At 48.5% G+C, this 20,390-nt stretch carries 28 protein-coding genes, 3 tRNA genes and 1 other RNA gene; 24 read left to right on the top strand and 8 right to left on the bottom strand.

Translation table 11 applies throughout. From position 1 onward, the window contains the following. Nucleotide 1 precedes the first annotated feature (1 nt). Together MTBMA_RS08345 and MTBMA_RS08340 are read right to left on the bottom strand one after the other, a co-directional pair. Nucleotides 2-1,210 carry a tRNA pseudouridine(54/55) synthase Pus10 gene (locus MTBMA_RS08345; RefSeq protein ID WP_013296487.1) on the bottom strand — a complete coding sequence of 403 codons (1,209 nt, stop codon included), beginning with the start codon at nt 1,208-1,210 and terminating at the stop codon, nt 2-4. A gap of 26 nt (nt 1,211-1,236) precedes the next feature. Next, the gene (locus tag MTBMA_RS08340; protein ID WP_013296486.1) at nt 1,237-2,565 is read right to left on the bottom strand and encodes a signal recognition particle protein Srp54; all 1,329 of its coding nucleotides are present in this window, start codon (nt 2,563-2,565) and stop codon (nt 1,237-1,239) included. A gap of 152 nt (nt 2,566-2,717) precedes the next feature. Between MTBMA_RS08340 and hpt the strand changes: the two genes are divergently transcribed. The 16 genes from hpt (at nt 2,718) to MTBMA_RS08260 (ending at nt 12,313) form a co-directional block, all read left to right on the top strand. Further along, nucleotides 2,718-3,299: a hypoxanthine/guanine phosphoribosyltransferase gene (gene hpt / locus MTBMA_RS08335; RefSeq protein ID WP_013296485.1), complete on the top strand. Its 582-nt coding sequence runs from the start codon at nt 2,718-2,720 to the stop codon at nt 3,297-3,299. A gap of 8 nt (nt 3,300-3,307) precedes the next feature. After that, nucleotides 3,308-4,297, top strand: a complete 990-nt coding sequence (gene dph2 / locus MTBMA_RS08330; protein ID WP_013296484.1) for a diphthamide biosynthesis enzyme Dph2 — start codon at nt 3,308-3,310, stop codon at nt 4,295-4,297. Between the two features lie 244 nt (nt 4,298-4,541). Next, nucleotides 4,542-5,111, top strand: a complete 570-nt coding sequence (locus tag MTBMA_RS08325; protein WP_013296483.1) for an exosome complex RNA-binding protein Csl4 — start codon at nt 4,542-4,544, stop codon at nt 5,109-5,111. 13 nt (nt 5,112-5,124) lie between these two features. Beyond that, nucleotides 5,125-5,382: a DNA-directed RNA polymerase subunit L gene (locus MTBMA_RS08320; protein ID WP_013296482.1), complete on the top strand. Its 258-nt coding sequence runs from the start codon at nt 5,125-5,127 to the stop codon at nt 5,380-5,382. A 9-nt stretch (nt 5,383-5,391) separates the two neighbouring features. Beyond that, the gene (locus MTBMA_RS08315; RefSeq protein WP_013296481.1) at nt 5,392-5,991 is read left to right on the top strand and encodes an endonuclease dU; all 600 of its coding nucleotides are present in this window, start codon (nt 5,392-5,394) and stop codon (nt 5,989-5,991) included. Between the two features lie 9 nt (nt 5,992-6,000). Further along, nucleotides 6,001-6,420, top strand: a complete 420-nt coding sequence (locus tag MTBMA_RS08310) for an NUDIX domain-containing protein (protein WP_013296480.1) — start codon at nt 6,001-6,003, stop codon at nt 6,418-6,420. A gap of 78 nt (nt 6,421-6,498) precedes the next feature. Further along, on the top strand, nt 6,499-6,813 hold the full coding sequence (locus tag MTBMA_RS08305; protein WP_013296479.1) for a transcription factor S: 315 nt from the start codon (nt 6,499-6,501) through the stop codon (nt 6,811-6,813). Between the two features lie 185 nt (nt 6,814-6,998). Further along, nucleotides 6,999-7,289 carry a hypothetical protein gene (locus tag MTBMA_RS08300; protein WP_013296478.1) on the top strand — a complete coding sequence of 97 codons (291 nt, stop codon included), beginning with the start codon at nt 6,999-7,001 and terminating at the stop codon, nt 7,287-7,289. A 51-nt stretch (nt 7,290-7,340) separates the two neighbouring features. Continuing rightward, on the top strand, nt 7,341-8,075 hold the full coding sequence (gene pcn, locus MTBMA_RS08295; protein WP_013296477.1) for a proliferating cell nuclear antigen (pcna): 735 nt from the start codon (nt 7,341-7,343) through the stop codon (nt 8,073-8,075). Nucleotides 8,076-8,094: 19 nt separating this feature from the next. Beyond that, on the top strand, nt 8,095-8,769 hold the full coding sequence (locus tag MTBMA_RS08290) for a DNA replication complex subunit Gins51 (protein WP_013296476.1): 675 nt from the start codon (nt 8,095-8,097) through the stop codon (nt 8,767-8,769). 142 nt (nt 8,770-8,911) lie between these two features. Beyond that, nucleotides 8,912-9,190 carry a 50S ribosomal protein L44e gene (locus MTBMA_RS08285; protein ID WP_013296475.1) on the top strand — a complete coding sequence of 93 codons (279 nt, stop codon included), beginning with the start codon at nt 8,912-8,914 and terminating at the stop codon, nt 9,188-9,190. A 14-nt stretch (nt 9,191-9,204) separates the two neighbouring features. Then, nucleotides 9,205-9,384, top strand: a complete 180-nt coding sequence (locus tag MTBMA_RS08280; RefSeq protein ID WP_013296474.1) for a 30S ribosomal protein S27e — start codon at nt 9,205-9,207, stop codon at nt 9,382-9,384. Nucleotides 9,385-9,398: 14 nt separating this feature from the next. Next, on the top strand, nt 9,399-10,178 hold the full coding sequence (locus tag MTBMA_RS08275) for a translation initiation factor IF-2 subunit alpha (RefSeq protein ID WP_013296473.1): 780 nt from the start codon (nt 9,399-9,401) through the stop codon (nt 10,176-10,178). Continuing rightward, entirely contained in the window at nt 10,175-10,339 is a 165-nt protein-coding gene (locus MTBMA_RS08270; protein WP_013296472.1) for an RNA-protein complex protein Nop10, read from the top strand. The genes MTBMA_RS08275 and MTBMA_RS08270 overlap by 4 nt, the downstream gene beginning before the upstream one ends. Nucleotides 10,340-10,350: 11 nt before the next feature. Beyond that, nucleotides 10,351-11,124, top strand: coding sequence for a proteasome assembly chaperone family protein (locus MTBMA_RS08265; protein ID WP_013296471.1), 774 nt, complete (start codon nt 10,351-10,353; stop codon nt 11,122-11,124). Between the two features lie 28 nt (nt 11,125-11,152). Further along, the gene (locus tag MTBMA_RS08260; protein ID WP_013296470.1) at nt 11,153-12,313 is read left to right on the top strand and encodes a TIGR00375 family protein; all 1,161 of its coding nucleotides are present in this window, start codon (nt 11,153-11,155) and stop codon (nt 12,311-12,313) included. Nucleotides 12,314-12,395: 82 nt separating this feature from the next. Here the strand turns inward: MTBMA_RS08260 and MTBMA_RS08255 are convergent. From MTBMA_RS08255 to MTBMA_RS08240, 4 genes are all read right to left on the bottom strand, one after another. Next, nucleotides 12,396-12,470: transfer RNA gene (locus MTBMA_RS08255), tRNA-Arg, on the bottom strand. A gap of 22 nt (nt 12,471-12,492) precedes the next feature. After that, nucleotides 12,493-12,567: transfer RNA gene (locus MTBMA_RS08250), tRNA-Arg, on the bottom strand. A gap of 45 nt (nt 12,568-12,612) precedes the next feature. Further along, complete coding sequence (locus MTBMA_RS08245) at nt 12,613-13,323, bottom strand: proteasome assembly chaperone family protein (protein ID WP_238523370.1); 711 nt, start codon at nt 13,321-13,323, stop codon at nt 12,613-12,615. After that, nucleotides 13,323-13,763 (bottom strand): PepSY domain-containing protein, encoded by a 441-nt coding sequence (locus MTBMA_RS08240; protein ID WP_013296468.1) that lies wholly within the window; start codon nt 13,761-13,763, stop codon nt 13,323-13,325. The genes MTBMA_RS08245 and MTBMA_RS08240 overlap by 1 nt, the downstream gene beginning before the upstream one ends. A 240-nt stretch (nt 13,764-14,003) precedes the next feature. Between MTBMA_RS08240 and frhA the strand changes: the two genes are divergently transcribed. Genes frhA through frhB form a run of 4 tightly spaced genes read left to right on the top strand, consistent with a single transcriptional unit; the run spans nt 14,004 to nt 17,388 of the window. Further along, the gene (frhA, locus tag MTBMA_RS08235; protein ID WP_013296467.1) at nt 14,004-15,221 is read left to right on the top strand and encodes a coenzyme F420 hydrogenase subunit alpha; all 1,218 of its coding nucleotides are present in this window, start codon (nt 14,004-14,006) and stop codon (nt 15,219-15,221) included. 8 nt (nt 15,222-15,229) lie between these two features. Then, nucleotides 15,230-15,706, top strand: a complete 477-nt coding sequence (gene frhD / locus MTBMA_RS08230) for a coenzyme F420-reducing hydrogenase, FrhD protein (protein ID WP_013296466.1) — start codon at nt 15,230-15,232, stop codon at nt 15,704-15,706. After that, nucleotides 15,703-16,530 carry a coenzyme F420 hydrogenase subunit gamma gene (gene frhG, locus MTBMA_RS08225; RefSeq protein ID WP_013296465.1) on the top strand — a complete coding sequence of 276 codons (828 nt, stop codon included), beginning with the start codon at nt 15,703-15,705 and terminating at the stop codon, nt 16,528-16,530. The genes frhD and frhG overlap by 4 nt, the downstream gene beginning before the upstream one ends. A 12-nt stretch (nt 16,531-16,542) precedes the next feature. After that, the gene (gene frhB / locus MTBMA_RS08220) at nt 16,543-17,388 is read left to right on the top strand and encodes a coenzyme F420 hydrogenase subunit beta (RefSeq protein ID WP_013296464.1); all 846 of its coding nucleotides are present in this window, start codon (nt 16,543-16,545) and stop codon (nt 17,386-17,388) included. A gap of 78 nt (nt 17,389-17,466) precedes the next feature. Here the strand turns inward: frhB and map are convergent, their stop codons facing one another. Further along, a complete protein-coding gene (gene map / locus MTBMA_RS08215) occupies nt 17,467-18,357 on the bottom strand; it encodes a type II methionyl aminopeptidase (protein ID WP_013296463.1) in 891 nt (296 codons plus the stop codon). A gap of 86 nt (nt 18,358-18,443) precedes the next feature. On the opposite strand from map, the gene MTBMA_RS08210 reads away from it, so the two are divergent. The 4 genes from MTBMA_RS08210 (at nt 18,444) to rnpB (ending at nt 19,834) form a co-directional block, all read left to right on the top strand. Beyond that, nucleotides 18,444-18,857 (top strand): membrane protein, encoded by a 414-nt coding sequence (locus MTBMA_RS08210; RefSeq protein ID WP_013296462.1) that lies wholly within the window; start codon nt 18,444-18,446, stop codon nt 18,855-18,857. 15 nt (nt 18,858-18,872) lie between these two features. Next, complete coding sequence (locus MTBMA_RS08205; RefSeq protein WP_013296461.1) at nt 18,873-19,337, top strand: hypothetical protein; 465 nt, start codon at nt 18,873-18,875, stop codon at nt 19,335-19,337. Between the two features lie 92 nt (nt 19,338-19,429). Next, nucleotides 19,430-19,504: transfer RNA gene (locus MTBMA_RS08200), tRNA-Met, on the top strand. A 30-nt stretch (nt 19,505-19,534) separates the two neighbouring features. Then, an RNA gene (gene rnpB / locus MTBMA_RS08830) (RNase P RNA component) lies at nt 19,535-19,834 on the top strand. Between the two features lie 102 nt (nt 19,835-19,936). Here the strand turns inward: rnpB and MTBMA_RS08195 are convergent. Continuing rightward, nucleotides 19,937-20,356 carry a hypothetical protein gene (locus tag MTBMA_RS08195; protein WP_370511816.1) on the bottom strand — a complete coding sequence of 140 codons (420 nt, stop codon included), beginning with the start codon at nt 20,354-20,356 and terminating at the stop codon, nt 19,937-19,939. Nucleotides 20,357-20,390: the final 34 nt, after the last annotated feature.

Below are 20,390 nucleotides of genomic sequence, written 5' to 3'. Positions count from 1 at the left end.
TTCATGCGGGCTCCCCGACCTCAAGGACATCAAGGCTGGCGCACCTTGCAGGTACACCCAGGATGCTGCTCACACTGGGTTCTGTACGGCCCGAGTCCCCTGAGATCAGTTCCTTTATGTACAGTCCACCCTCAGCCTTTATTATAAGTTCCAGGTGATCGTCAAGGCGTTTCCAGGATATTTCAAGGACCCTGCGTTCCCTGATCCTGTCAGCCCTTCTGTGTGAAACCCTCAACGGGGTCCGCTGCCTTATCAGGTCAAGTTTCTCAAGCTTTACCAGGTCCTCATCAGACACGGCACCCTCGAGTTCAACAATGGCACGGTAGACCTTGTACTTTTTCCTTGATGACTCCTTGAGTTCCACCTTCCGGTTCCTTGAGGAGAACCTCAGATCAGCCACCTCAACCATGCCCCTCGCTCTTCTGTTTATCTCATCCTCCAGTGCCCTTAGATCCGGTGTGCGGATTGCCGGCTCCTTAATCTCCAGCACAAAGGGTCTTCCGGTTCCAAGCATCCGCACATCCACATCCTCCCTGCCAGAGCCATGGAACTTACTGTCACTTCCCCCTGTCGCCTCGAGGACAGGTTCTGATATGAGTTCCTCCACGGATGTGGGGTACATTTTACCGGTATAATCGCACCTGCTGCACCCCCTCCCGCGGCAGCTCCTGCAGGGCCATTTTGTCTGGGGTATACCACGGACAAGTTTACGGTATCGTCCCTCAATGAAGATGGGGTTTATCTGAACATGGACCCTTATTTGCCCCCTGAGATCAACAGTTATTACAAGGTCAGGTGATTCAAAGTCCGCAGGGCATCGGAGGATGGAGGTGACCCTCTTGCCGAGTTCACGGTTCACCTCTCTTTTGATACCCTCCACCTGGATTCCAAGGCGCCTGTCTATCTCTTCATCAATTCTGAGCACATCATCAGGGAGCCTTGTACCCACGAGTACCGATGAGTACTCCAGGTTTAGGTCATCCACCTTCTCCCTGACCCTCAGGGCAGCCTCATCGAGCCTCTCAAACACATCGCCACATACCAGGCAGGGGCCTTCCAGATGGAGTGAAAATTTTTCAACAAGCCTTTCACCCCTCAGGCGGTTTCCAGGACCCTCCATGACGTCAGAAAAACGTCTTCCAAGGCAGTGGGGACATATTTTAGAGTCTGTGATATCCAAGATGGCATCAAGTCTTTCCTGAACGTCCATTTTAATTCTCCTGGTTTAAATCAGATCTACCTCATGAACTGCCTCATCAGCTGACCCATTGGGCCACCCATCTTCCTTCTGCCAAGGCCCTTCATGGCCTTCCTGGTGACCCTGTAGTACTTTAAAAGTTCCTTGACGTCCTCGTTCCGGGTACCTGACCCCCTTGATATCCTTCTGATCCTGGATTGCTTGATTATGTCGGGTTTTTCCAGTTCCTCCTCTGTCATGGAGTCCATTATGATAAGGTACTTCCTTATGGTCTCCTCGGTCATCTTTGTGGCGTCCTTGGGGAGTTTCCCGACACCCGGGAGCATATTCATGACCTGCTGCAGGGGCCCCATCTTGCCCATCATCTCAAACTGGACCCTCATATCCTTCAGTGTGAACTTCCCGGATAGTATGGCGTCGAGGGATTCCTCAGCAAGTTCCTCATCTGAGACCTCCTCAACCTTTTCAAGGAGGCTCTTGAGGTCCCCCATTCCAAGAAGTCTTGATATGAACCTTTCAGGGTCGAATACCTCAAGGTCATCTATTCGCTCCCCGGTACCTATGAACCTGATGGGGGCACCAATCTCTGCAACCGCTGAGAGTGCACCTCCACCCTTGGCTGACCCATCAAGCTTTGTAACGATTATTGACCCGATATCTGTGGCCTCCCTGAATGCAAGGGCCTGTTCCCTTGCCTGCTGGCCGATTGTCCCATCGATTACGAGTATGGCCTCATGGGGTTTAATGACGGCCGAAAGTTCCTCCATCTCCCTGAGGAGGTCCTTCTCCTCCTTGTGCCTTCCTGCGGTGTCGAATATGATAACATCCTTTTTCTGAAACCTTTCAAGCCCCTTCTCTGCAAGGTCAAGGGCGTCTTTGTTTTCAGGGTCCCCATAGACACTGATATCCTGGCCCTCTGTGTACTGCTTCAGCTGTTCAAAGGCCGCGGGTCTCCAGGTGTCTGTACAGACCACACCCACGGTGAAACCCTTCTTACGAAGGTACCTTGCAAGTTTACCGATGGTTGTTGTTTTACCGCTTCCCTGAAGCCCCAGGAAGAGTATCCTGTAGGGTTTCTCCTCTATCTTTAATTCATGGGACCTTTCACCAAGGAGCTTAACCATCTCCTCGTAGACTATGCTTATGATGTGCTCCTTGGGTGTTATCCCCTTTGGGGGCTCCTCGTTAAGAGCCCGCTCCTCTATTGATTTTGAAAGGTTGAATACAAGTTTTATGTTAACGTCAGACTGGATCAGGGCCCTCTGTATATCCTTAATGACTTCCTTCACGACCTCCTCATCAACTATGGTCATCCCTGCCAGTTTTTTCATAGTTTTACTGAGACTCCTGCCCAGATTTCCAAGCATAGTTTCACCTGCAGTGATCAGTAATCATTAACTATTGTTGGGGCCAACTTATATATTAAGATCCTTTATAAAGCGTATCCTGTGACGCTGTGGATACACTGAATAGTCCCGGTTATTATCACTGTTCACAGACCATAACGGGTGATTGAAAAATGCTTGATAAACTAAAGGAAAGCCTCAGAAATTCCCCTGTAATAAAGAAGGGGGAGTATGACTACTTTGTTAACCCTGTAACTGATGGGATACCACTCACAGAGCCTGAACTCCTTGAGGAAATTGCAGATGAAATAGTGAGAAGATTCAACCCAGATCCGGCCAGTGTGGATAAGATAGTGTGCATTGAGGCCATGGGTATACACCATGCCACGGTGCTATCACTCAAAACCCGCATACCCTTTGTTGTCGTGAGAAAAAGGAGGTACGGCCTCCCCGGGGAGGTTGCGGTCCACCAGATGACAGGTTACAGTGAGGGAGAACTTTACATAAACGGTGTTGATGGGGACGACCGTGTAATGGTAATAGATGACGTCGTGAGTACCGGCGGAACACTGCTGGCTGTCCTCGAGGCCCTCAGGGAGATGGAAGTGGAGGTTGTGGACGTTGTAACCGTCATAGATAAGGGTGAGGGCTCAAGGGTGGTGAAGGAGAGGACAGGGTTCACTGTAAGGAGCCTTGTGAAGGCAGATGTTGTTGACGGGCGGGTCACCGTTGAGGACATCCCGGATGGGGGCTGAATGATTAAATGTCACTCTATGATCTTGAAACAGAAAGGGTTATCAGGGAAATAAAACGCCTCAAAGTAGATGTTGTTGGACTTCAATTTCCTGAGGGACTTAAAACAAGGGCTGTTGAACTTGCAGAGATTATAGAATCAGAAACGGATGCGACAGCTCTTATATCTGCAGACCCATGCTTCGGAGCATGTGATGTTTCAGACAGGAAGATGAAGGGCATGGCTGATCTCATAATCCACTACGGGCACACACCATTTCCCATTGACTATGAGGTGCCCGTCATATTCATCGAGGCCCGTTCAGGGGTTGATGTAAGGGGGGTCCTTGAGGATGCTGCCCGTCTCCTGGATGGCCACGAAAGGGTGGGCCTTGCAACAACCGCACAGCACCTCCACCTCCTTGATGAGGCAGCGTCTTTCCTTGAGGAGAGGGGATTTGAGGTTGTTAAGGGCTCAGGGGTAAACACCGCCGAGGGCCAGGTACTCGGGTGTAACTTTTCAGCCATCAGAAATACCGATGCAGATGCATACCTCTTCATCGGAAGCGGAAACTTCCATCCACTGGGCATAAAACTTTTAACAGGAAGGGATGTTGTGGTGGCTGACCCCTACCATGGTGAAGTAAGGAGACTGGATGAATTCGCAGATAGGGTCCTCAGGATCAGATTCGCAAGGATAAACAGGGCCTCCTCCGCCAGTAGGTGGGGGATAATAGTTTCATCAAAGGAGGGGCAGAGGAGATTCAAACTGGCCCTTGAGGTAAAGAGGAAGCTGGAGGCTGCTGGAAGGGATGCATTCATCTTCCTGCTTGAAAACGTATCACCGGAGGCACTGCTGCCATTCAGGGAGATCGAGGCGTTCGTGGTTACAGCTTGCCCAAGGATTGCCATTGACGACTCACAGATCTATGATAGACCACTCCTTAACCCATCGGAACTTGAGATAGCCCTTGGTGAAAGGGAATGGGAGGATTACGTCCTCGATGAGATAATTTCTTGAATAGCTTCACTGATGGTTTAACTGGATCCTGCAGAAACCATGTTAACGATCTTACCTGGGATCGGTGGTTCACTGAGAAGCAGACGGATAATCCTGCAGAAAACCATGTTGACATCTTACAGCCATACGCTGTGAGTAACGATCGATCCTCAACTTATCATACAAAAAGCATATATATAATCAGAAAGTAATCATAACCCACTATAACTATGAGGTATTGTTTTTACCTTCAAGAGGTGAATGGATGAAAGTTAAATCTGGGGACATAGTTTTTCCCGGAGACTTTTTAGCTGTAAGTGAAGAGGTACTCCCCTCAGAGGGGACCTACGACGACGATGGAGAAATAAAGTCCCTTGTTGTTGGAGAGGTTGCAAGGGATGATAGGAATAAGAGCATAAAGGTAATCTCAAAGTTCAGCACACCCCCCGTCCTCAGGACAGGCTCAAGGGTTATTGGAGAGGTAATAGATGTGAGGGGCCAGAGGGCCCTTGTGAGAATACACAGCATCAAGGGTAACAGGAGGGCCCTTGCAACCTACTTTGTTGGGGGCGTCCATGTTTCACAGGCAAAGAAGGGCTACCTCTCTAAACTTACAGAGGCCTTCAGGATAGGGGATATAGTGGAGGCAAGGGTTACGAAGGTTATGGGCCTTGATGGTATAGACCTCCAGACCTCATCCCGTGACCTTGGTGTCATAAAGGCCATGTGCACAAGGTGCAGGCACTTCATGGAGATGAACGGCAGGGACGAGGTGAGGTGTCCCAACTGTGAAAACAGGGAAAAAAGGAAACTATCAGCGAATTATGAAGGTTAAGGGGTAATGAAAAATGGAAATCATTCTTAACAAGAGATATGAAATGGAGATAGTATTCGAGGGCGAAACACACACCCTCTGCAATGTACTGAGGAGCATACTGATGGAGGATGAAACCGTTAAGGCCGCGGCCTACTCCATCGACCACCCCATAGTGGGGGAACCACAGCTTTACATAAGGGCAAGGAGCCCCAAGAAATCACTCATCAAGGCAGCTGGGACTCTAATTGAGAGATGCGATGAGTTCAGGTCACTCATAGAGTCCGCCTAACTATTTTTTATGGAGAACCGTAATTTCAGGCAGATAAAATCCGAGATAAGGATTCTCGGGATAGATGACGCCCCATTCACACCCAAAAGTGACGAGGACGTGCTCCTCGTGGGCACAGTCTTCAGGGGAGGGCACTGGCTTGACGGGGTCCTCACAACGAAGATAAGGGTGGATGGGGATGATGCCACAGAGAAGATAGTTGAAATGGTGAATGGCTCAAGACACCTCAACCAGCTGAGGGTTATAATGCTGGATGGCCTCACCTTCGGCGGCTTCAACGTGGCGGATATAAATGAGATATCCTCAAGAACTGGACTCCCTGTCATAGTGGTTGTACGCAAATACCCTGACCTTGAGGGGATAAGGATAGCCCTGAAGCACAGATTCCCTGACTGGAAGAAGAGGTGGCAGATGATAGATGACGCCGGGGAGATCCACCGGGTAGAATCCACCGAGACAGTTTACATACAGACTGCCGGTATAGACCAGGAGGATGCAGCTGAGATTGTGAGGCTCTCAACGACCAGAAGTTCCATTCCCGAGCCCCTCCGGGCGGCACATCTCATTGCATCAGGGGTTAAACTTGGTGAGTCAAGGGGCAGCGCATGAGGTATTGATATGAGGACACCACTACTCACGGTGGATGTGATAATAAGGTTATCAGAGAACACCCTGGTACTTGTAAGGAGGGGAAAACCCCCATATGAGGGCTCATGGGCCATTCCAGGAGGATTCGTTGAATACGGAGAAACAGTGGAAGAAGCTGCAAGGAGGGAGGCCCTCGAGGAGACCGGACTTGAGGTGGAACTGGAGGGTCTTCTTGGCGTATACTCGGACCCCTCAAGGGATCCCAGGGGACACACTGTGAGCATCTGCTTCACTGCAGTTGCTTCAGGAAGACCTGTTGGAGGATCCGATGCTGCCGAAGCCAGGGTGTTTCATATTGAGGATATACCCTATGATAACCTTGCATTTGACCATTCACGGATACTTGATGACTTCATAAAATCCATTAGAAACCAGAATGGAGTAAATTAAATCAAAAAAATTATAAGTGTCATTGCAGAAAAATTTTAAAAATCAAAAAATTTAGTTTCTCTTATCAGGAGGAAGAAAATGGAGTTCTGTCCCAAGTGCGGAGCTGTAATGTTTCCTGCGAAGGGAAAATTCAGCTGTCAGTGTGGCTATGAAAAGGATATCACAGATAAACTCAAGGACAAATACAACTTTTCAGAGGAAGTTGAATCAAAGGACAACGTCATATTCACAGGAGATGATGTGAGCACACTACCAACAACAAGGGTGGAATGCCCAAAATGCGGTAACATGGAGGCCTTCTGGTGGCTGCAGCAGACAAGAAGGGCTGATGAATCTGAAACAAGGTTCTTCAGGTGCACCCGCTGCAAGTACACCTGGAGGGAATACGATTGAGGCATGAAGTGCTCTGCTTTAGATTCTGAAGATTGAGGACGGTTCACGATGAGCACCGAAAAAACCGGAACCAAAGATTCCGGAGCTGAAAACAAGGAAAAACCAGAGGAACCCAGTTTCTGAAGGGTTTCATATCAAGGATAAGGGAAGAAATCCAGAATGATGAATCTGATCATGGGTTCCCGGTGACACTGATAATAAGGTACCGGGATGAAATAGTCAGGTACTCAGCCATGGCCCTTGGAGCGGTCCTTATAATCGCAGGAATAATCGCAATTATCGGCTCATCAGAGAGGGTTGTGGATAACGTTGTCTCAGGTGAGAACACAGTCATTGCAGCATTCCTCATACTCACTGGTCTCCTGCTGCTGGGTGCCTCAATGGTACAGAGCATTGTAGGCAGGACCCCCCTTGAAAGATTCTATAAACAGGTTAAGAGTGCTGAAACAGGGAAAGAGGAAAAAGAGGAGAAATAGTATATAAAGAATGACCCCAATATCTAGCTATATAGGATAAGGAGGACGAAAATGTTCAAGGCAGAATTGAATGATCCTAACATTTTAAGGACGAGCTTCGATGCCATATCATCCATTGTTGATGAGGTTCAGATACAGATCAGTGCCGAAGGCCTGCGTCTCGACGCCCTTGACAGGTCCCATATCACATACGTGCACCTTGAACTGAAATCTGAACTGTTCGATGAATATGTCTGCGATGAACCAGAGAAAATAAACGTGGATACAGAGGAACTCATGAAGGTCCTCAAGAGGGCCAAGGCAAACGACAGGGTTATACTATCAACCGATGAGGGGAACCTTATAGTCCAGTTTGAGGGAGAGGCAGTAAGGACCTTCAAGATAAGGCTGATTGACATTGAATATGAAACCCCAAGTCCTCCTGAAATCCAGTATGAGAACGAATTTGAGGTGCCATTCCAGCTCCTCAAGGACTCAATAGCAGATATAGACATATTCTCCGATAAGATAACATTCCGTGTTGATGAGGATCGCTTCATGGCATCTGCCGAGGGGGAATTCGGAGACGCCGAGATAGAATATCTCCATGGTGAAAAGATAACTAAACCTGCAAGGAGTGTTTACTCACTTGACAAGATAAAGGAGATGCTCAAGGCCGATAAGTTCAGTGAGACAGCAATCATCAACCTGGGAGATGACATGCCCCTTAAACTAACACTGAAGATGGCCAGCAATGAGGGAGAGCTGAGTTTCCTCCTTGCTCCAAGAATCGAGGCAGAGGAATAACTGCTGGTGAGGAATGGGGTTGGACGAATTCTTTCAGAAACTGAGGAGGATTCAGAAAAAGGAGAGAACTGAAAGCGGTCTTGCAAGGGTTGGTGATGACTTCTATGAGAGGGTCCACAGCTACCTGGAGGATCTCCTCGAGGCGGTTGGAAATGACCCCTTTGCAAAGGAACACTACCTTATAAGGGACACCCAGAGGATAGCCACCGAGATCTGCGAGAGAAGGGAGCACAAGATAACAGACAGTGCAGTGATGAACGTCCAGAGGTCATACCACCTGTTCAACGGGAAACCCCAGTTTGACCTCCAGGATACAACCCCCCTCAACATGACACCCGAGGAGGAGGAACTCTACTTTTCACTTATAGAGACCCTGAGGGAATTCAGGGAGAAAATAATTCCTTCGATAGAACTTGATAAAGAGAAAAAGAAACCCCGTGCAGAACCTGAAGTTATCCAGAAGCCGAAGAAAAAAGATTCCCAACCCTCTGAAAATGAAATCAGGGCCAATGCACTGGATGATAGGGGAGGCATTGAGACGGTGCTGATATTTGAGGAGGTGCCTGCAAGGATAATGGGGGTCGATGAAAAAATTTACGGCCCATTTCGACCGCAGGACATTGTTACACTCCCATCGCTCAATGCAGATGTGTTTATAAATGCAAGGAAGGGCAGGAGGATAAGGTACTCATAAATACCATTCTCCTGGTACATTTCTGTCTGTCTGAAAGGTTCCATACAAAGGTATAAATAGAGATTTGAGATATACTAACCCAGTATAAAAAAAGTTCCAGTTATTTTAAAGGCTTACTTTTTCACTTAAGAGGTGATTAGATATGAAGATTCCCAAGGAAAGAAGAACTTACTGTCCAAACTGTAGAAAACACACAGTTCACGAGGTACTTGAATCAAAAAGAAGAAAGGCAAGTGAACTCAAATGGGGTCAGAGGCAGTTTAGACGTGTAACAGCCGGTTACAGGGGTTACCCACGTCCGCTACCCTCAGGTAACAAACCCGTCAAGAAACTTGACCTCAGGCTCAAATGCAAGGAATGTGGAAAATCACACATCAAGAAAAGGTCCTTCAGGGCTGGAAGAGTTGAATTTGTAGCCTAGGGGTGATATGTGTGATGTTCTACAATACGAAAGGTAATTTTCTCCGGGTTAAATGTATGGACTGCGGGAACCAGCAGGTGGTCTTTGACAGGGCAGCCTCATACGTCCAGTGCATAATCTGCGGTAAAACACTTGTTGAGCCAACAGGAGGAAAATCAAAGATCAAAGCCCAGATTCTAGAGGTCCTGGATTAATCTAGGTGTTTTTCATGGTAAGAAGAAAAAATGAATGGCCTGAAGAGGGTGAACTGGTGGTTGGGACCGTTCACAAGGTCCTCAACTACGGCGCCTTCGCAACCCTGGAGGAATATCCAGGGAAGGAGGCTTTCATTCACATATCCGAGGTATCCTCTGGATGGGTTAAGAATATAAGGGACTTCGTAAGGGAGAACCAGAAGATAGTTGCCAGGGTCCTCCGCGTGAACCCAAGGAAGGGGCACGTGGATGTTTCCATGAAAAGGATAAGGGAGGACCAGCGTACAAAGAAGATCCAGGCCTGGAAGATAGAGCAGAAGGCTGAAAAGTTCCTTGAACTGGCAGCAAAGGACCTGGGAAAGGACCTCGACACGGCCTACGAGGAGGTCGGATACGAACTCATGGACATATTCGGCGACCTCTACGGCGCATTTGAAACCGCTGCAGAGGAGGGTGAAAATGCACTTCTGGAGGAGGGCGTCCCAGAGGACTGGGCCGCTGTCATAACAGAGGTTGCCAAACGTAACATAACACCCCCCGAGGTTCAGATCACAGGATATGTTGATATAAAGTCATATGCACCCAACGGTGTTGAAATAATCAGGAAGGCCCTTAAATCCGCCCAGGATGAGGGCATAACCGTCCAGGCCGTCGGGGCCCCCAGGTACAGGCTTATAGTGAAATCAACAGATTACCTCAAGGCCGAGAAACAGCTCAAGGAAGCGGCCCAGAGGTGCATAGATATAGTGGAAAAAGAGGGTGGAGAGGGAGAATTCCTCCGTGAACTGACATGAAGATGAGAAGATGCCGTTCATGCATGGAGTACACCCTTAGGGATGTATGCCCCCGCTGCGGTGGATCAACAGGGGTTGTTTATCCCCCAAAATTTTCCCCTGAGGACAGGTATGGCGAATACCGGAGAAGACTCAAAAGAGAGGTTTTACTTGAGAAGTAGTGGTGAATAAAATGAGGGAAACAACCATAAATATTCTGGAGGATGTTGAACTTTCCAGCCCGGTTTTCATTGAGGCACTTCCAGGGATAGGGCATGTCGGGAAACTCGCCGCTGACCATATAATAGATGAACTCCAGGCTGTCAGGTTCGCTGAACTCTACTCTCCATCATTCCCACCACAGGTTCTGGTAGATGAGAATGGCATAGTTGAACCAATGAAGAACGAGTTCTACTACCTCAGGGATGCAGGTGAGGATAAAAGGGATTATATAATACTTGTTGGGAACACCCAGGGTCTTTCACCTGAGGGCCAGTATGAGATCTGCGGCATGATACTCGACTTTGTTGAGGGCTACGGGGTTGAGAGGATATACACCCTTGGAGGACTTGCAACCGGCCAGCCTGTTGAAAAGGCAAGGGTTTACGGTGCAGCCACGGACATGGAACTTGCTGAGAGCCTTAAAGATCATGATGTTATCCTTCGCTCTGCAGATGGGGGTATAATAGGTGCATCGGGACTACTCCTTGGAATGGGAAGGATGAGGGGTATGCGTGGAGTTTGCCTCATGGGTGAAACACCAGGCTACTTCATAGATGCGGAGGCTGCAAGGGCGCTTCTGGAGGTGCTCCTTGAGATGACAAAGCTCCAGGTTGACCTTGAGAAACTCGAGGAGCGTGCAGAGGAGACACGGAAGATGATCTCCAGGGCCCAGCAGATGGAGCAGGAGATGATTGACAGGCTGAATCTCAAACCCGGCGAGGAGGACCTCCGTTACATAGGTTAACTCTCAATTATTTTTTCTGGCTGATTAAATGATTTTAAATGCCGATCTACATATACACAGCTGTTTTTCAAGGGCAACATCCCGCAACATGGTCATTGAAGCAATAGCGCCCCAGGCAAAACTCAAGGGCCTCCATATCGTGGGAACAGGGGACGCATTCCACCCTGGGTGGAGGAAAATCATTGAGGAATCCACGGAATACGCAGGGGATGGTGTGTATGTGCGGGATGAGTGCAGCTTCATAATAACCGCGGAGGTTGAGGACTCAAGGAGGATTCACCACCTCATAATACTTCCATCCCTGGAGGCTGCAGAGGAAATGGGGGAGAGGATGCCCTCAACCACCACCTCAGATGGAAGACCCAGGGTGCGGATGAACGGGGCCCAGATACTTGAAATGGTACATGAATACGATGGTATCGCGGGTCCGGCACATGCCTTCACACCATGGACCAGCATGTACAAATCATATGACACCTACATGGACTGCTACGGAAAAAGGCCGGATTTCCTTGAACTGGGACTCTCTGCGGACACTGAAATGGCCGATAAGATATCTGAACTTGCAGATATACCATTCCTCACAAATTCAGATGCCCACTCACCGTGGCCCCACAGGCTTGGGAGGGAGTTCAACCAGCTTGAAATGGATGACATATCCTTCACATCCCTCAAAAGGTCAATCAGGAAGTGCAGGATCAGGGCAAACTATGGCCTGGACCCCCGCCTTGGAAAGTACCATATGACCGCATGTACAAGGTGCTACAGGATTTACAGCCCTGAAGAGGCACTTCAGATGAAGATGAAATGCCCCTGCGGAGGCAGGATCAAGAAGGGTGTTGACTACAGGATCTATGAACTTTCAACCTGGGATGAGCCACACCATCCCCCCCACAGGCCGCCGTATGTCCATATCATGCCCCTTGCAGAGATAATAGGGATGAAGTATGGTAAGGGTGTCACAACAAAGTTCGTGCAGGGCATCTGGGAGGGCCTTGTGGGGGAGTTCGGGACAGAGATCGATGTCCTTCTCAGTGCCCCCATTGAGGATATTGGAAGTATCGATGCCGGTGTTGCGGTGGCAGTTGAGGCCTTTCGAGAGGGCTCACTCACCGTGATACCCGGCGGCGGGGGTAAATACGGTGAGATAAGGTTCCCTGCCGAGACACTTGACGCATACTTCAGGTAGATTTATAATCAACGGAAATTGACTTTTTATTTAAAAGATACCTTTATAAGTCAACCTTAAAATCAGAATAGAAAAATGTGAGCGGACCCGCCGGGATTTGAACCCGGGACCTTCAGATTAGGAGTCTGATGCCCTATCCTGGCTAGGCTACGGGCCCCTCCGTACTCACCTGTTTTTAGCGGACCCGCCGGGATTTGAACCCGGGACCTTCGGATTAGAAGTCCGACGCCCTATCCTGGCTAGGCTACGGGCCCTACCAAAAGAGTAAAAAGATATTGGATCTCTTCATATATAAACTTTTACATGTAGATGGGTGTTTCTGCCTCCCCCTGAACGGTCTCTGCGAGCTTCTTGAGGCGTGACTCTATGGCCTGGGCCTCCTGTAGGAGTGGCTCGGGGTTAACATTTGTACCCAGCATCTCATTTAGAACCTCAACAACACTTGCAGCGGCCCTGGGGTCGGGGTAGGGGTTTAGTATCTCTGCAAAGAGGCATGAGGCAGGTATATCCTTAACAGCGCACCTTGTAAGCAGTGTTCCTGAAATACCGTTGAGGTTACCGAAGGGGACTATGGGTATTCCGAGATCTGCGAGTCTCTGGATGACCTCCTGGCTGTTACCTGCACCTGCAACCGGCTGCGACTTTTCACGGACAACCATGCTGTTGAAGGTTATGAGTTCCCTGCTGCTGTTGCGGGTCATCCAGTCCACAATTGCATTTGTCATGTCATAGACCACCGCAGGTGGAAGGATGAAATCCGAGAGGAAGAGCACTATCCCCTCCCCCTCATATATCCTGAAGGGATGTATTGCGACCCCCTTGTAGAGAACCGCAAGTGGAGGGAAGTACTTGGAGTCAATGTACCCTATCTCCTTCATTTTGAGGTCCTCAACAAGGAGCCACCCGAGGATGTTGCCTATGAGCCCCACACCAGGGGAGCCCTCAAGGACAACGGCATCCTCAACATCCTCCGCATAAATTGTACAGCATTCGGTTTCTGTTTTGATCATCATGGAGCACCACCAGCCCCTCCAAGGTTTTCGCCTGTGATGGGGTCAATGTAGATCTCCCCAACGGCCTGGCCGTTAATCTCCACGGGCACAATGTAAACCCTTTTACCGTTTAACGTAACAAGCCTTGGGGTCCCTGCAGTGGCACCCTCCTGTTTTATGTACTTCTGCGCGATGCTCTTTGCCTCTGAAGATGAGATCTTCACATTCATATCTGAAGCCCCACCTGAACCTGAACCACTGCCACCCTGAGATGATGTGGTTGAGGGGGATTCACTGTGGACGCTTGACTCACCCTGCTGTGGGCCCTGGCTCTGACCCCCCTGGGGGTTGGTGAACTTCCACAGTGTTTCGGAATTCTGACTCACATGATAACCTGCTGCAACAGCTCCAATTATCAGGACTATTGCCACTGATGCTAGGATCTTTGAGTTTATCATCAACTCACCTTCTTGCGTGTTTGACAACACATATGGACTATGTGGGTACATATATAAATAAATATTCAGTATTACTGAATAAAAAATTAATATTATAAAGTAGATTTTCTACTAATAATAATTCACTTACAACATAATATAAATAGTTTTCACTTTTTTTATAATTGAAAAACTTATAACATTTAAAAATAGTTATAATATTGAAGGTTTTTTGAACTTTAAAAACAAGAGGTGATACATTTGAGCGAAAGGATTGTTATATCGCCGACATCACGACAAGAAGGACATGCAGAACTTGTCATGGAAGTCGATGATGAAGGAATCGTGACAAAGGGGCGATACTTCAGTATTACTCCTGTCAGGGGCCTTGAGAAAATGGTGACAGGTAAAGCACCTGAAACAGCTCCAGTAATGGTTCAGAGGATATGTGGAGTGTGCCCTATACCCCACACACTGGCTTCCGTTGAGGCAATAGACGACTCCCTTGACATTGAGGTTCCAAAGGCCGGAAGACTCCTCAGGGAACTCACACTGGCTGCACACCACGTAAACAGCCATGCAATCCACCACTTCCTCATAGCACCTGACTTCGTGCCTGAAAACCTGATGGCAGATGCCATAAACTCAGTCTCTGAGATAAGGAAAAATGCACAGTACGTAGTTGACATGGTGGCAGGTGAGGGTATCCACCCATCAGATGTGAGGATAGGTGGAATGGCCGACAACATAACAGAACTTGCAAGAAAAAGGCTCTACGCAAGGCTCAAACAGCTCAAACCAAAGGTTAATGAACACGTTGAACTCATGATTGGCCTCATAGAGGACAAGGGCCTTCCAGAAGGTCTTGGTGTCCACAACCAGCCCACACTCGCAAGCCACCAGATATATGGTGACAGGACAAAATTCGACCTTGACAGGTTCACAGAGATAATGCCAGAAAGCTGGTACGATGACCCTGAAATAGCCAAGAGGGCCTGCTCAACAATACCACTCTACGATGGAAGAAACGTGGAGGTCGGCCCAAGGGCAAGGATGGTCGAATTCCAGGGCTTCAAGGAAAGAGGTGTTGTGGCACAGCACGTTGCAAGGGCACTTGAGATGAAAACTGCACTCTCAAGGGCAATAGAAATACTGGATGAACTCGACACATCAGCACCTGTAAGGGCAGACTTCGATGAGAGAGGTACAGGTAAACTGGGTATAGGTGCAATAGAAGCTCCTAGGGGACTTGACGTGCACATGGCCAAGGTTGAGAACGGCAAGATTCAGTTCTACAGCGCACTTGTCCCAACAACCTGGAACATCCCAACAATGGGTCCAGCAACCGAAGGATTCCACCATGAATACGGACCACACGTTATACGTGCATACGACCCATGTCTCTCATGCGCAACACACGTGATGGTTGTTGATGATGAGGACAAATCAGTGATTAAAAACGAAATGGTCAAAATCTAGGGAATAACATGCCATACGACGCTGAGATTCTAGTGGTGGGCTGTGGAAACATCCTTTTCAAGGACGATGGATTCGGCCCAGAGGTTATCAAGGCCCTTGAAGAATACTTCAAGGATAAGGAAAAACCAGAAAATGTAATGTTCATAGACGCTGGAACTGGCGGTCCACACTTTGTCTTCTCACTGCCACATGAACAGTGGAAGAAGATGATAGTTGTGGACGTTGTTGAATTCAATGCAGAACCCGGAACCCTCAGAAAATTCGACGTAACTGAGATTCCAAAGGGATCCTATGAGAATATGCACACATGGCCAGTGAGCCAGCCCCTCCATGAACTCAGTGAAAAAATTGACGTTGTGGTAATTGGGTGTAAACCCGAGGAGATATCAGCTCCCAATGTGGAAATGGGCCTCACACCCCCGGTAAAGAAGGCTATTCCCAGGGCCATTCAGATGATCTTAGAGGAGATTGGGGTTTCTAAATGAGTTTAATCGCCCGAATCAAAAGATTTTTAGGATTGGAGGCTGAAGCTAAGAGGGAAGAACCCGAAAAGGAAAAATCGGAACCTGTTGGAGCTTCAAAAGAGGAGGTTGAAAAAGTGGCTGAAGAAAATGCAAAACCAAGAATAGGTTACATTCACCTGAGTGGATGTACCGGAGACGCCATGTCGTTAACTGAAAATTACGACATTCTCGCAGAACTGCTCACCAATATGGTGGACATAGTATATGGACAGACCCTGGTGGATCTCTGGGAGATGCCAGAGATGGACCTGGCCCTTGTGGAGGGTTCTGTCTGTCTGCAGGACGAACACAGCCTGCACGAACTCAAAGAACTCAGGGAAAAGGCTAAACTGGTCTGCGCATTCGGTTCATGCGCAGCAACAGGCTGCTTCACAAGGTACTCAAGGGGTGGCCAGCAGGCACAGCCATCACACGAGTCCTTTGTACCGATAGCAGACCTCATAGATGTGGACCTTGCACTGCCAGGATGCCCACCATCACCTGAAATAATAGCAAAGACCGTTGTTGCACTTCTCAACAATGATATGGATTACCTGCAGCCAATGCTGGACCTTGCAGGTTACACCGAAGCATGCGGATGCGACCTTCAGACAAAGGTCGTGAACCAGGGTCTCTGCATTGGATGCGGAACATGTGCAATGGCCTGCCAGACAAGGGCCCTTGATATGACCAACGGAAGGCCGGAACTGAACAGTGACCGCTGCATAAAATGTGGAATCTGCTACGTGCAGTGCCCAAGAAGCTGGTGGCCAGAAGAACAGATTAAAAAGGAGTTAGGGCTATAGGAGGCTGGAAAAATGGTTTTAGGTACTTACAAGGAAATTGTTTCCGCCAGATCAACTGACAGGGAGATTCAGAAACTAGCCCAGGACGGGGGAATAGTCACAGGTCTTCTAGCTTACGCCCTTGATGAGGGTATCATTGAGGGTGCAGTTGTTGCAGGTCCAGGTGAGGAGTTCTGGAAACCACAGCCAATGGTTGCCATGAGCTCAGATGAACTCAAGGCAGCAGCCGGTACCAAGTACACATTCTCACCCAACGTGATGATGCTCAAGAAGGCCGTCAGACAGTACGGTATAGAGAAACTCGGTACAGTTGCCATACCCTGCCAGACAATGGGTATAAGGAAAATGCAGACCTACCCATTCGGTGTCAGGTTCCTTGCAGATAAGATAAAGCTGCTGGTGGGTATATACTGCATGGAAAACTTCCCATACACATCACTCCAGACCTTCATCTGCGAGAAACTCGGAGTAAGCATGGAACTCGTTGAGAAGATGGATATAGGTAAAGGGAAGTTCTGGGTATACACCCAGGATGATGTCCTCACCCTCCCACTCAAGGAGACCCATGGATACGAGCAGGCAGGATGCAAGATCTGCAAGGACTACGTGGCTGAACTTGCAGACGTCTCAACCGGTTCAGTGGGGTCACCTGATGGATGGTCAACCGTCATAACCAGGACAGACGCAGGGGACTCAATATTCAAGCAGGCAGTTGAAGCAGGCCTATTTGAGACAAAACCAATAGAGGAAGTTAAACCTGGCCTGGGACTGCTTGAAAAACTTGCCGCACAGAAAAAGGAAAAAGCAGAGAAGAACATCGCCGCAAGGAAGGAGATGGGATTACCAACACCATTCTAATCCCATCAACTGTTTTTCTTTTATTTTGAGGAAGGAGATGGATTACCCGCACCATTCTGATCCCATCAACCTATTATTTCATTCTGTTATCACGGTGCACCCATCACCCTCAACGATGACCGTATGCTCCCACTGTGCCACGGTGGCACCGCTCTTCTCCCGAAGCACATGGTAGGGGTAGATGGCCCTTGACTGTATCAGGAGCCTCATGGAGGCGCTGAGCCTTTTTGGTTCAAAGTACTCTTCAAGCCATCTCTGTGCAAATGGAAGGGAATGGTACTCCTCCCTTATCTTACCGAGGACCCTCCTTGCATGGACAAGCCGGAGGGGTCTTTCACGGAGGAACCTGAATATGTGGGTCTGGGGCATGTCTGTAACAAGCCCCACACCATCGGTTGCGAAGGGCTCAATTGCAAGCACATCCCCCTCCTCGAGTTCATGGGGATTGTTTTCCCTTATGTTGGGTATTGAAAGCCCTGAGTGGAGTATCCACCTGTCCATGCTGTGACCTGTAAGGTTTGACACTGGCTTCATATCATGGGACTCTATCGTCTCCTGGATAACACGGCCAACCTCACCAACCTCAACACCAGCCCTTATGGTGGAGATAGCATTCTCAAGGGCCTCCCTTGCAGCATCCATCATTCTGTAACACCTATCATCCACATCACCCACAGGGACTGTGATGGCTGTGTCGGCTATGAACCCATCCACATGGGCCCCGAGGTCAAGCTTAACAAGGTCGCCCTCGGATATTGTGCTTTCGTCACCTGGAGGGGAAGTGTAGTGTGCGGTGACCTCATTGATGGAGACATTGCAGGGGAATGCCGGTTCACCTCCCCTGCTTCTGATACCATCCTCAACGTAATTCACGAGTTCTATTACCGGTAAACCATCCCTTATGATTTCTGAAGCCTCTTTTCGAACCTTTGATACAATTTTACCTGCCTTTAAGTATGATTCGATCATCGTTACCACTTAACTGAGTTCTGATACTTATTTAAATAAGGAGTTATATATTATTTCCAGCAGATAATACTTCAAGGGGGAGCTATATGGCGAGCACCGCAACAATACCTCAGAACATACTGTGGCTTATAATATCCATCCTGGCTTTTGTGACAGTTATCATTGTGGCTATACAGTGGAGGAGGGTTAGGGAATCCCAGAACGACATCCAGCTTCTTGAAAAGCAGATCGAACTTAAAAAGATATCCCTTGTTGAGAACGACCTGCAGGCAAAGCGCCTGATGGAGACAACCATACCTCTCCCAAAGGACAAGCAGGAGAAACTGGCTGCCATAAGGAAGAACACATCTGAGATAATGCATGAGGTGGGTTATCTTCAGAGTGAGATAAGTGAGAGACTTGCACTCCTTGAGGCAAGAACAGAGTTCAGGAAACTGGAGAGGATGCTGAAGGATATTGAGAAGAAGGAAGCAGAACTCAATGCAAAACTTAAAAAATGATCTGGAGGTTTTAATGTGGGACCGGTGGAGCTTCTTGCAATCCTGATACTTGCAGGGGCCATAATTGTCCTAATATACTACTACCTGATGGAATCAGGGAACATGGCGCCGGTAACGAGAGTTTACGGCGCATTTGAAAAACCAGGTGAAGGGAGGGAAGGTTACATGGCAGGTGTTGGAGAGAAGGTTTCAGATGTCAGTGACAGGATCATGGGCAAGGTAAGGGAGGTTCCCATAAGCACGGATGTCATCTCAAACAAGATAGACGCATTCCTTAATGAGAAGAGCGATGAACTCATAGAGGACTGGTCACTGGCCACCAAGGACGATATATCTGACCTTGAGAAGAGGCTTGAACTGGTATCAAGGAACATAGATGAACTGGAGCACCGCTTCAACGAGTACAGGGGTTACACCAACAAGAAGATTGAGTCCCTTGACAAGAGGCTCAGGAAGCTTGAGGAGAAGGAGGAAGAATAACCAACCTCAAAACCATCCTATTTTAAAGTTTGATGGAGTAAAACCAGACCTCACCACAACCTTTATATATTAAAATAACAAATCTAATGTTTAGCGGGGTGGGGTAGTCTGGTGATCCCGCGGGGCTCATAACCCCGAGATCCCTAGTTCAAATCTAGGCCCCGCTATCAGTTTTTATTCTCATGTTCATCTATCGGGCAAGCCGGAGGGCAGCTGACGGCCCATTTTTGGGCTGAGGAAACTCCACCCATCATACAGAACCGCGGTGCCGTGAGGCATCAGCTGAGAGGCTGGACCCTGGAGCAGAAACGACACGTCTTCTGGTGGATGATAATGAAGCTTCACCCTTAAAGGAGCAGACTGACACCAGGAGGACCGGTGAAACGGCCATTCCGCGGGATGCAAGGACAAATACTGCCTGTGATTACTGTAGGAGGCAGAGGTAGTCCGCCGAGATGAATGCTGCCGAAACAGAAGGTGGGTTACTCCCGGCATGCCCTTTATCAATATTCAGCCCGGCAGGATACCCCGCAAGTGCGTTATCTGTTCTGCATTCACTGGAGCTACTGTGCGCAGAAGTTCGGTGAGTTTCACATCTTTTAGGGACTTTTGACTCTTATTCTCTCAATGTAGACGACCTTTATCATGGGAAGTTCTTTATTTTTGAGTTCAGGTGTGGTTGTGTCCTCTGCAGGGTAGAAGTATTCGCCGTAGACCCTTATTCGGTCTCCAATTTTTATTGGGGTTGTTCCGGCGTAGCTTAGGAGTATGTACTCTGGTGTGGTGTTGATCTTGAGGGCAATGAAGGTTTCCTGTGGCCTGATGCCGTATGATTCACCCTTTTTATACACCGTTCCCTCAACCCAGACCCTATGACCGTTGAGGGCATATGGATCCTCCCCTGAAGTGGAAAGGTCAAGTGCACGGCACTCCTCCTTATATTTAGCGGCTTCAGCGTCTGTTAAGGGTTGAGGAAGATCATCCCCCTTGGGAGAGGGACAACTCTGCAAGAAGTTCACTAACACAGTAACCCACAACGAAACCAGCAAGAAT

The sequence above is a fragment of the Methanothermobacter marburgensis str. Marburg genome (assembly GCF_000145295.1).
GTDB lineage: Archaea > Methanobacteriota > Methanobacteria > Methanobacteriales > Methanothermobacteraceae > Methanothermobacter > Methanothermobacter marburgensis.
The sequence above is the reverse complement of the archived record's forward strand: the minus strand, read 5'-3'. Positions and strand labels throughout refer to the sequence as shown.

Excerpts from the sequence above, each read along its gene's own strand:
- frhG (WP_013296465.1), top strand. The coding sequence starts at position 15,703 with ATGAGTTTAATCGCCCGAATCAAAAGATTTTTAGGATTGGAGGCTGAA.
- hpt (WP_013296485.1), top strand. The coding sequence starts at position 2,718 with ATGCTTGATAAACTAAAGGAAAGCCTCAGAAATTCCCCTGTAATAAAG.
- MTBMA_RS08275 (WP_013296473.1), top strand. The coding sequence starts at position 9,399 with ATGGTAAGAAGAAAAAATGAATGGCCTGAAGAGGGTGAACTGGTGGTT.
- pcn (WP_013296477.1), top strand. The coding sequence starts at position 7,341 with ATGTTCAAGGCAGAATTGAATGATCCTAACATTTTAAGGACGAGCTTC.
- MTBMA_RS08245 (WP_238523370.1), bottom strand. The coding sequence starts at position 13,323 with ATGATCAAAACAGAAACCGAATGCTGTACAATTTATGCGGAGGATGTT.
- MTBMA_RS08310 (WP_013296480.1), top strand. The coding sequence starts at position 6,001 with ATGAGGACACCACTACTCACGGTGGATGTGATAATAAGGTTATCAGAG.
- MTBMA_RS08280 (WP_013296474.1), top strand. The coding sequence starts at position 9,205 with ATGTTCTACAATACGAAAGGTAATTTTCTCCGGGTTAAATGTATGGAC.
- MTBMA_RS08260 (WP_013296470.1), top strand. The coding sequence starts at position 11,153 with ATGATTTTAAATGCCGATCTACATATACACAGCTGTTTTTCAAGGGCA.
- MTBMA_RS08285 (WP_013296475.1), top strand. The coding sequence starts at position 8,912 with ATGAAGATTCCCAAGGAAAGAAGAACTTACTGTCCAAACTGTAGAAAA.
- MTBMA_RS08305 (WP_013296479.1), top strand. The coding sequence starts at position 6,499 with ATGGAGTTCTGTCCCAAGTGCGGAGCTGTAATGTTTCCTGCGAAGGGA.
- MTBMA_RS08320 (WP_013296482.1), top strand. The coding sequence starts at position 5,125 with ATGGAAATCATTCTTAACAAGAGATATGAAATGGAGATAGTATTCGAG.
- MTBMA_RS08240 (WP_013296468.1), bottom strand. The coding sequence starts at position 13,763 with ATGATAAACTCAAAGATCCTAGCATCAGTGGCAATAGTCCTGATAATT.
- MTBMA_RS08265 (WP_013296471.1), top strand. The coding sequence starts at position 10,351 with ATGAGGGAAACAACCATAAATATTCTGGAGGATGTTGAACTTTCCAGC.
- frhD (WP_013296466.1), top strand. The coding sequence starts at position 15,230 with ATGCCATACGACGCTGAGATTCTAGTGGTGGGCTGTGGAAACATCCTT.
- MTBMA_RS08325 (WP_013296483.1), top strand. The coding sequence starts at position 4,542 with ATGAAAGTTAAATCTGGGGACATAGTTTTTCCCGGAGACTTTTTAGCT.
- MTBMA_RS08270 (WP_013296472.1), top strand. The coding sequence starts at position 10,175 with ATGAAGATGAGAAGATGCCGTTCATGCATGGAGTACACCCTTAGGGAT.
- MTBMA_RS08315 (WP_013296481.1), top strand. The coding sequence starts at position 5,392 with ATGGAGAACCGTAATTTCAGGCAGATAAAATCCGAGATAAGGATTCTC.
- MTBMA_RS08210 (WP_013296462.1), top strand. The coding sequence starts at position 18,444 with ATGGCGAGCACCGCAACAATACCTCAGAACATACTGTGGCTTATAATA.
- map (WP_013296463.1), bottom strand. The coding sequence starts at position 18,357 with ATGATCGAATCATACTTAAAGGCAGGTAAAATTGTATCAAAGGTTCGA.
- frhB (WP_013296464.1), top strand. The coding sequence starts at position 16,543 with ATGGTTTTAGGTACTTACAAGGAAATTGTTTCCGCCAGATCAACTGAC.
- dph2 (WP_013296484.1), top strand. The coding sequence starts at position 3,308 with ATGTCACTCTATGATCTTGAAACAGAAAGGGTTATCAGGGAAATAAAA.
- MTBMA_RS08340 (WP_013296486.1), bottom strand. The coding sequence starts at position 2,565 with ATGCTTGGAAATCTGGGCAGGAGTCTCAGTAAAACTATGAAAAAACTG.
- MTBMA_RS08345 (WP_013296487.1), bottom strand. The coding sequence starts at position 1,210 with ATGGACGTTCAGGAAAGACTTGATGCCATCTTGGATATCACAGACTCT.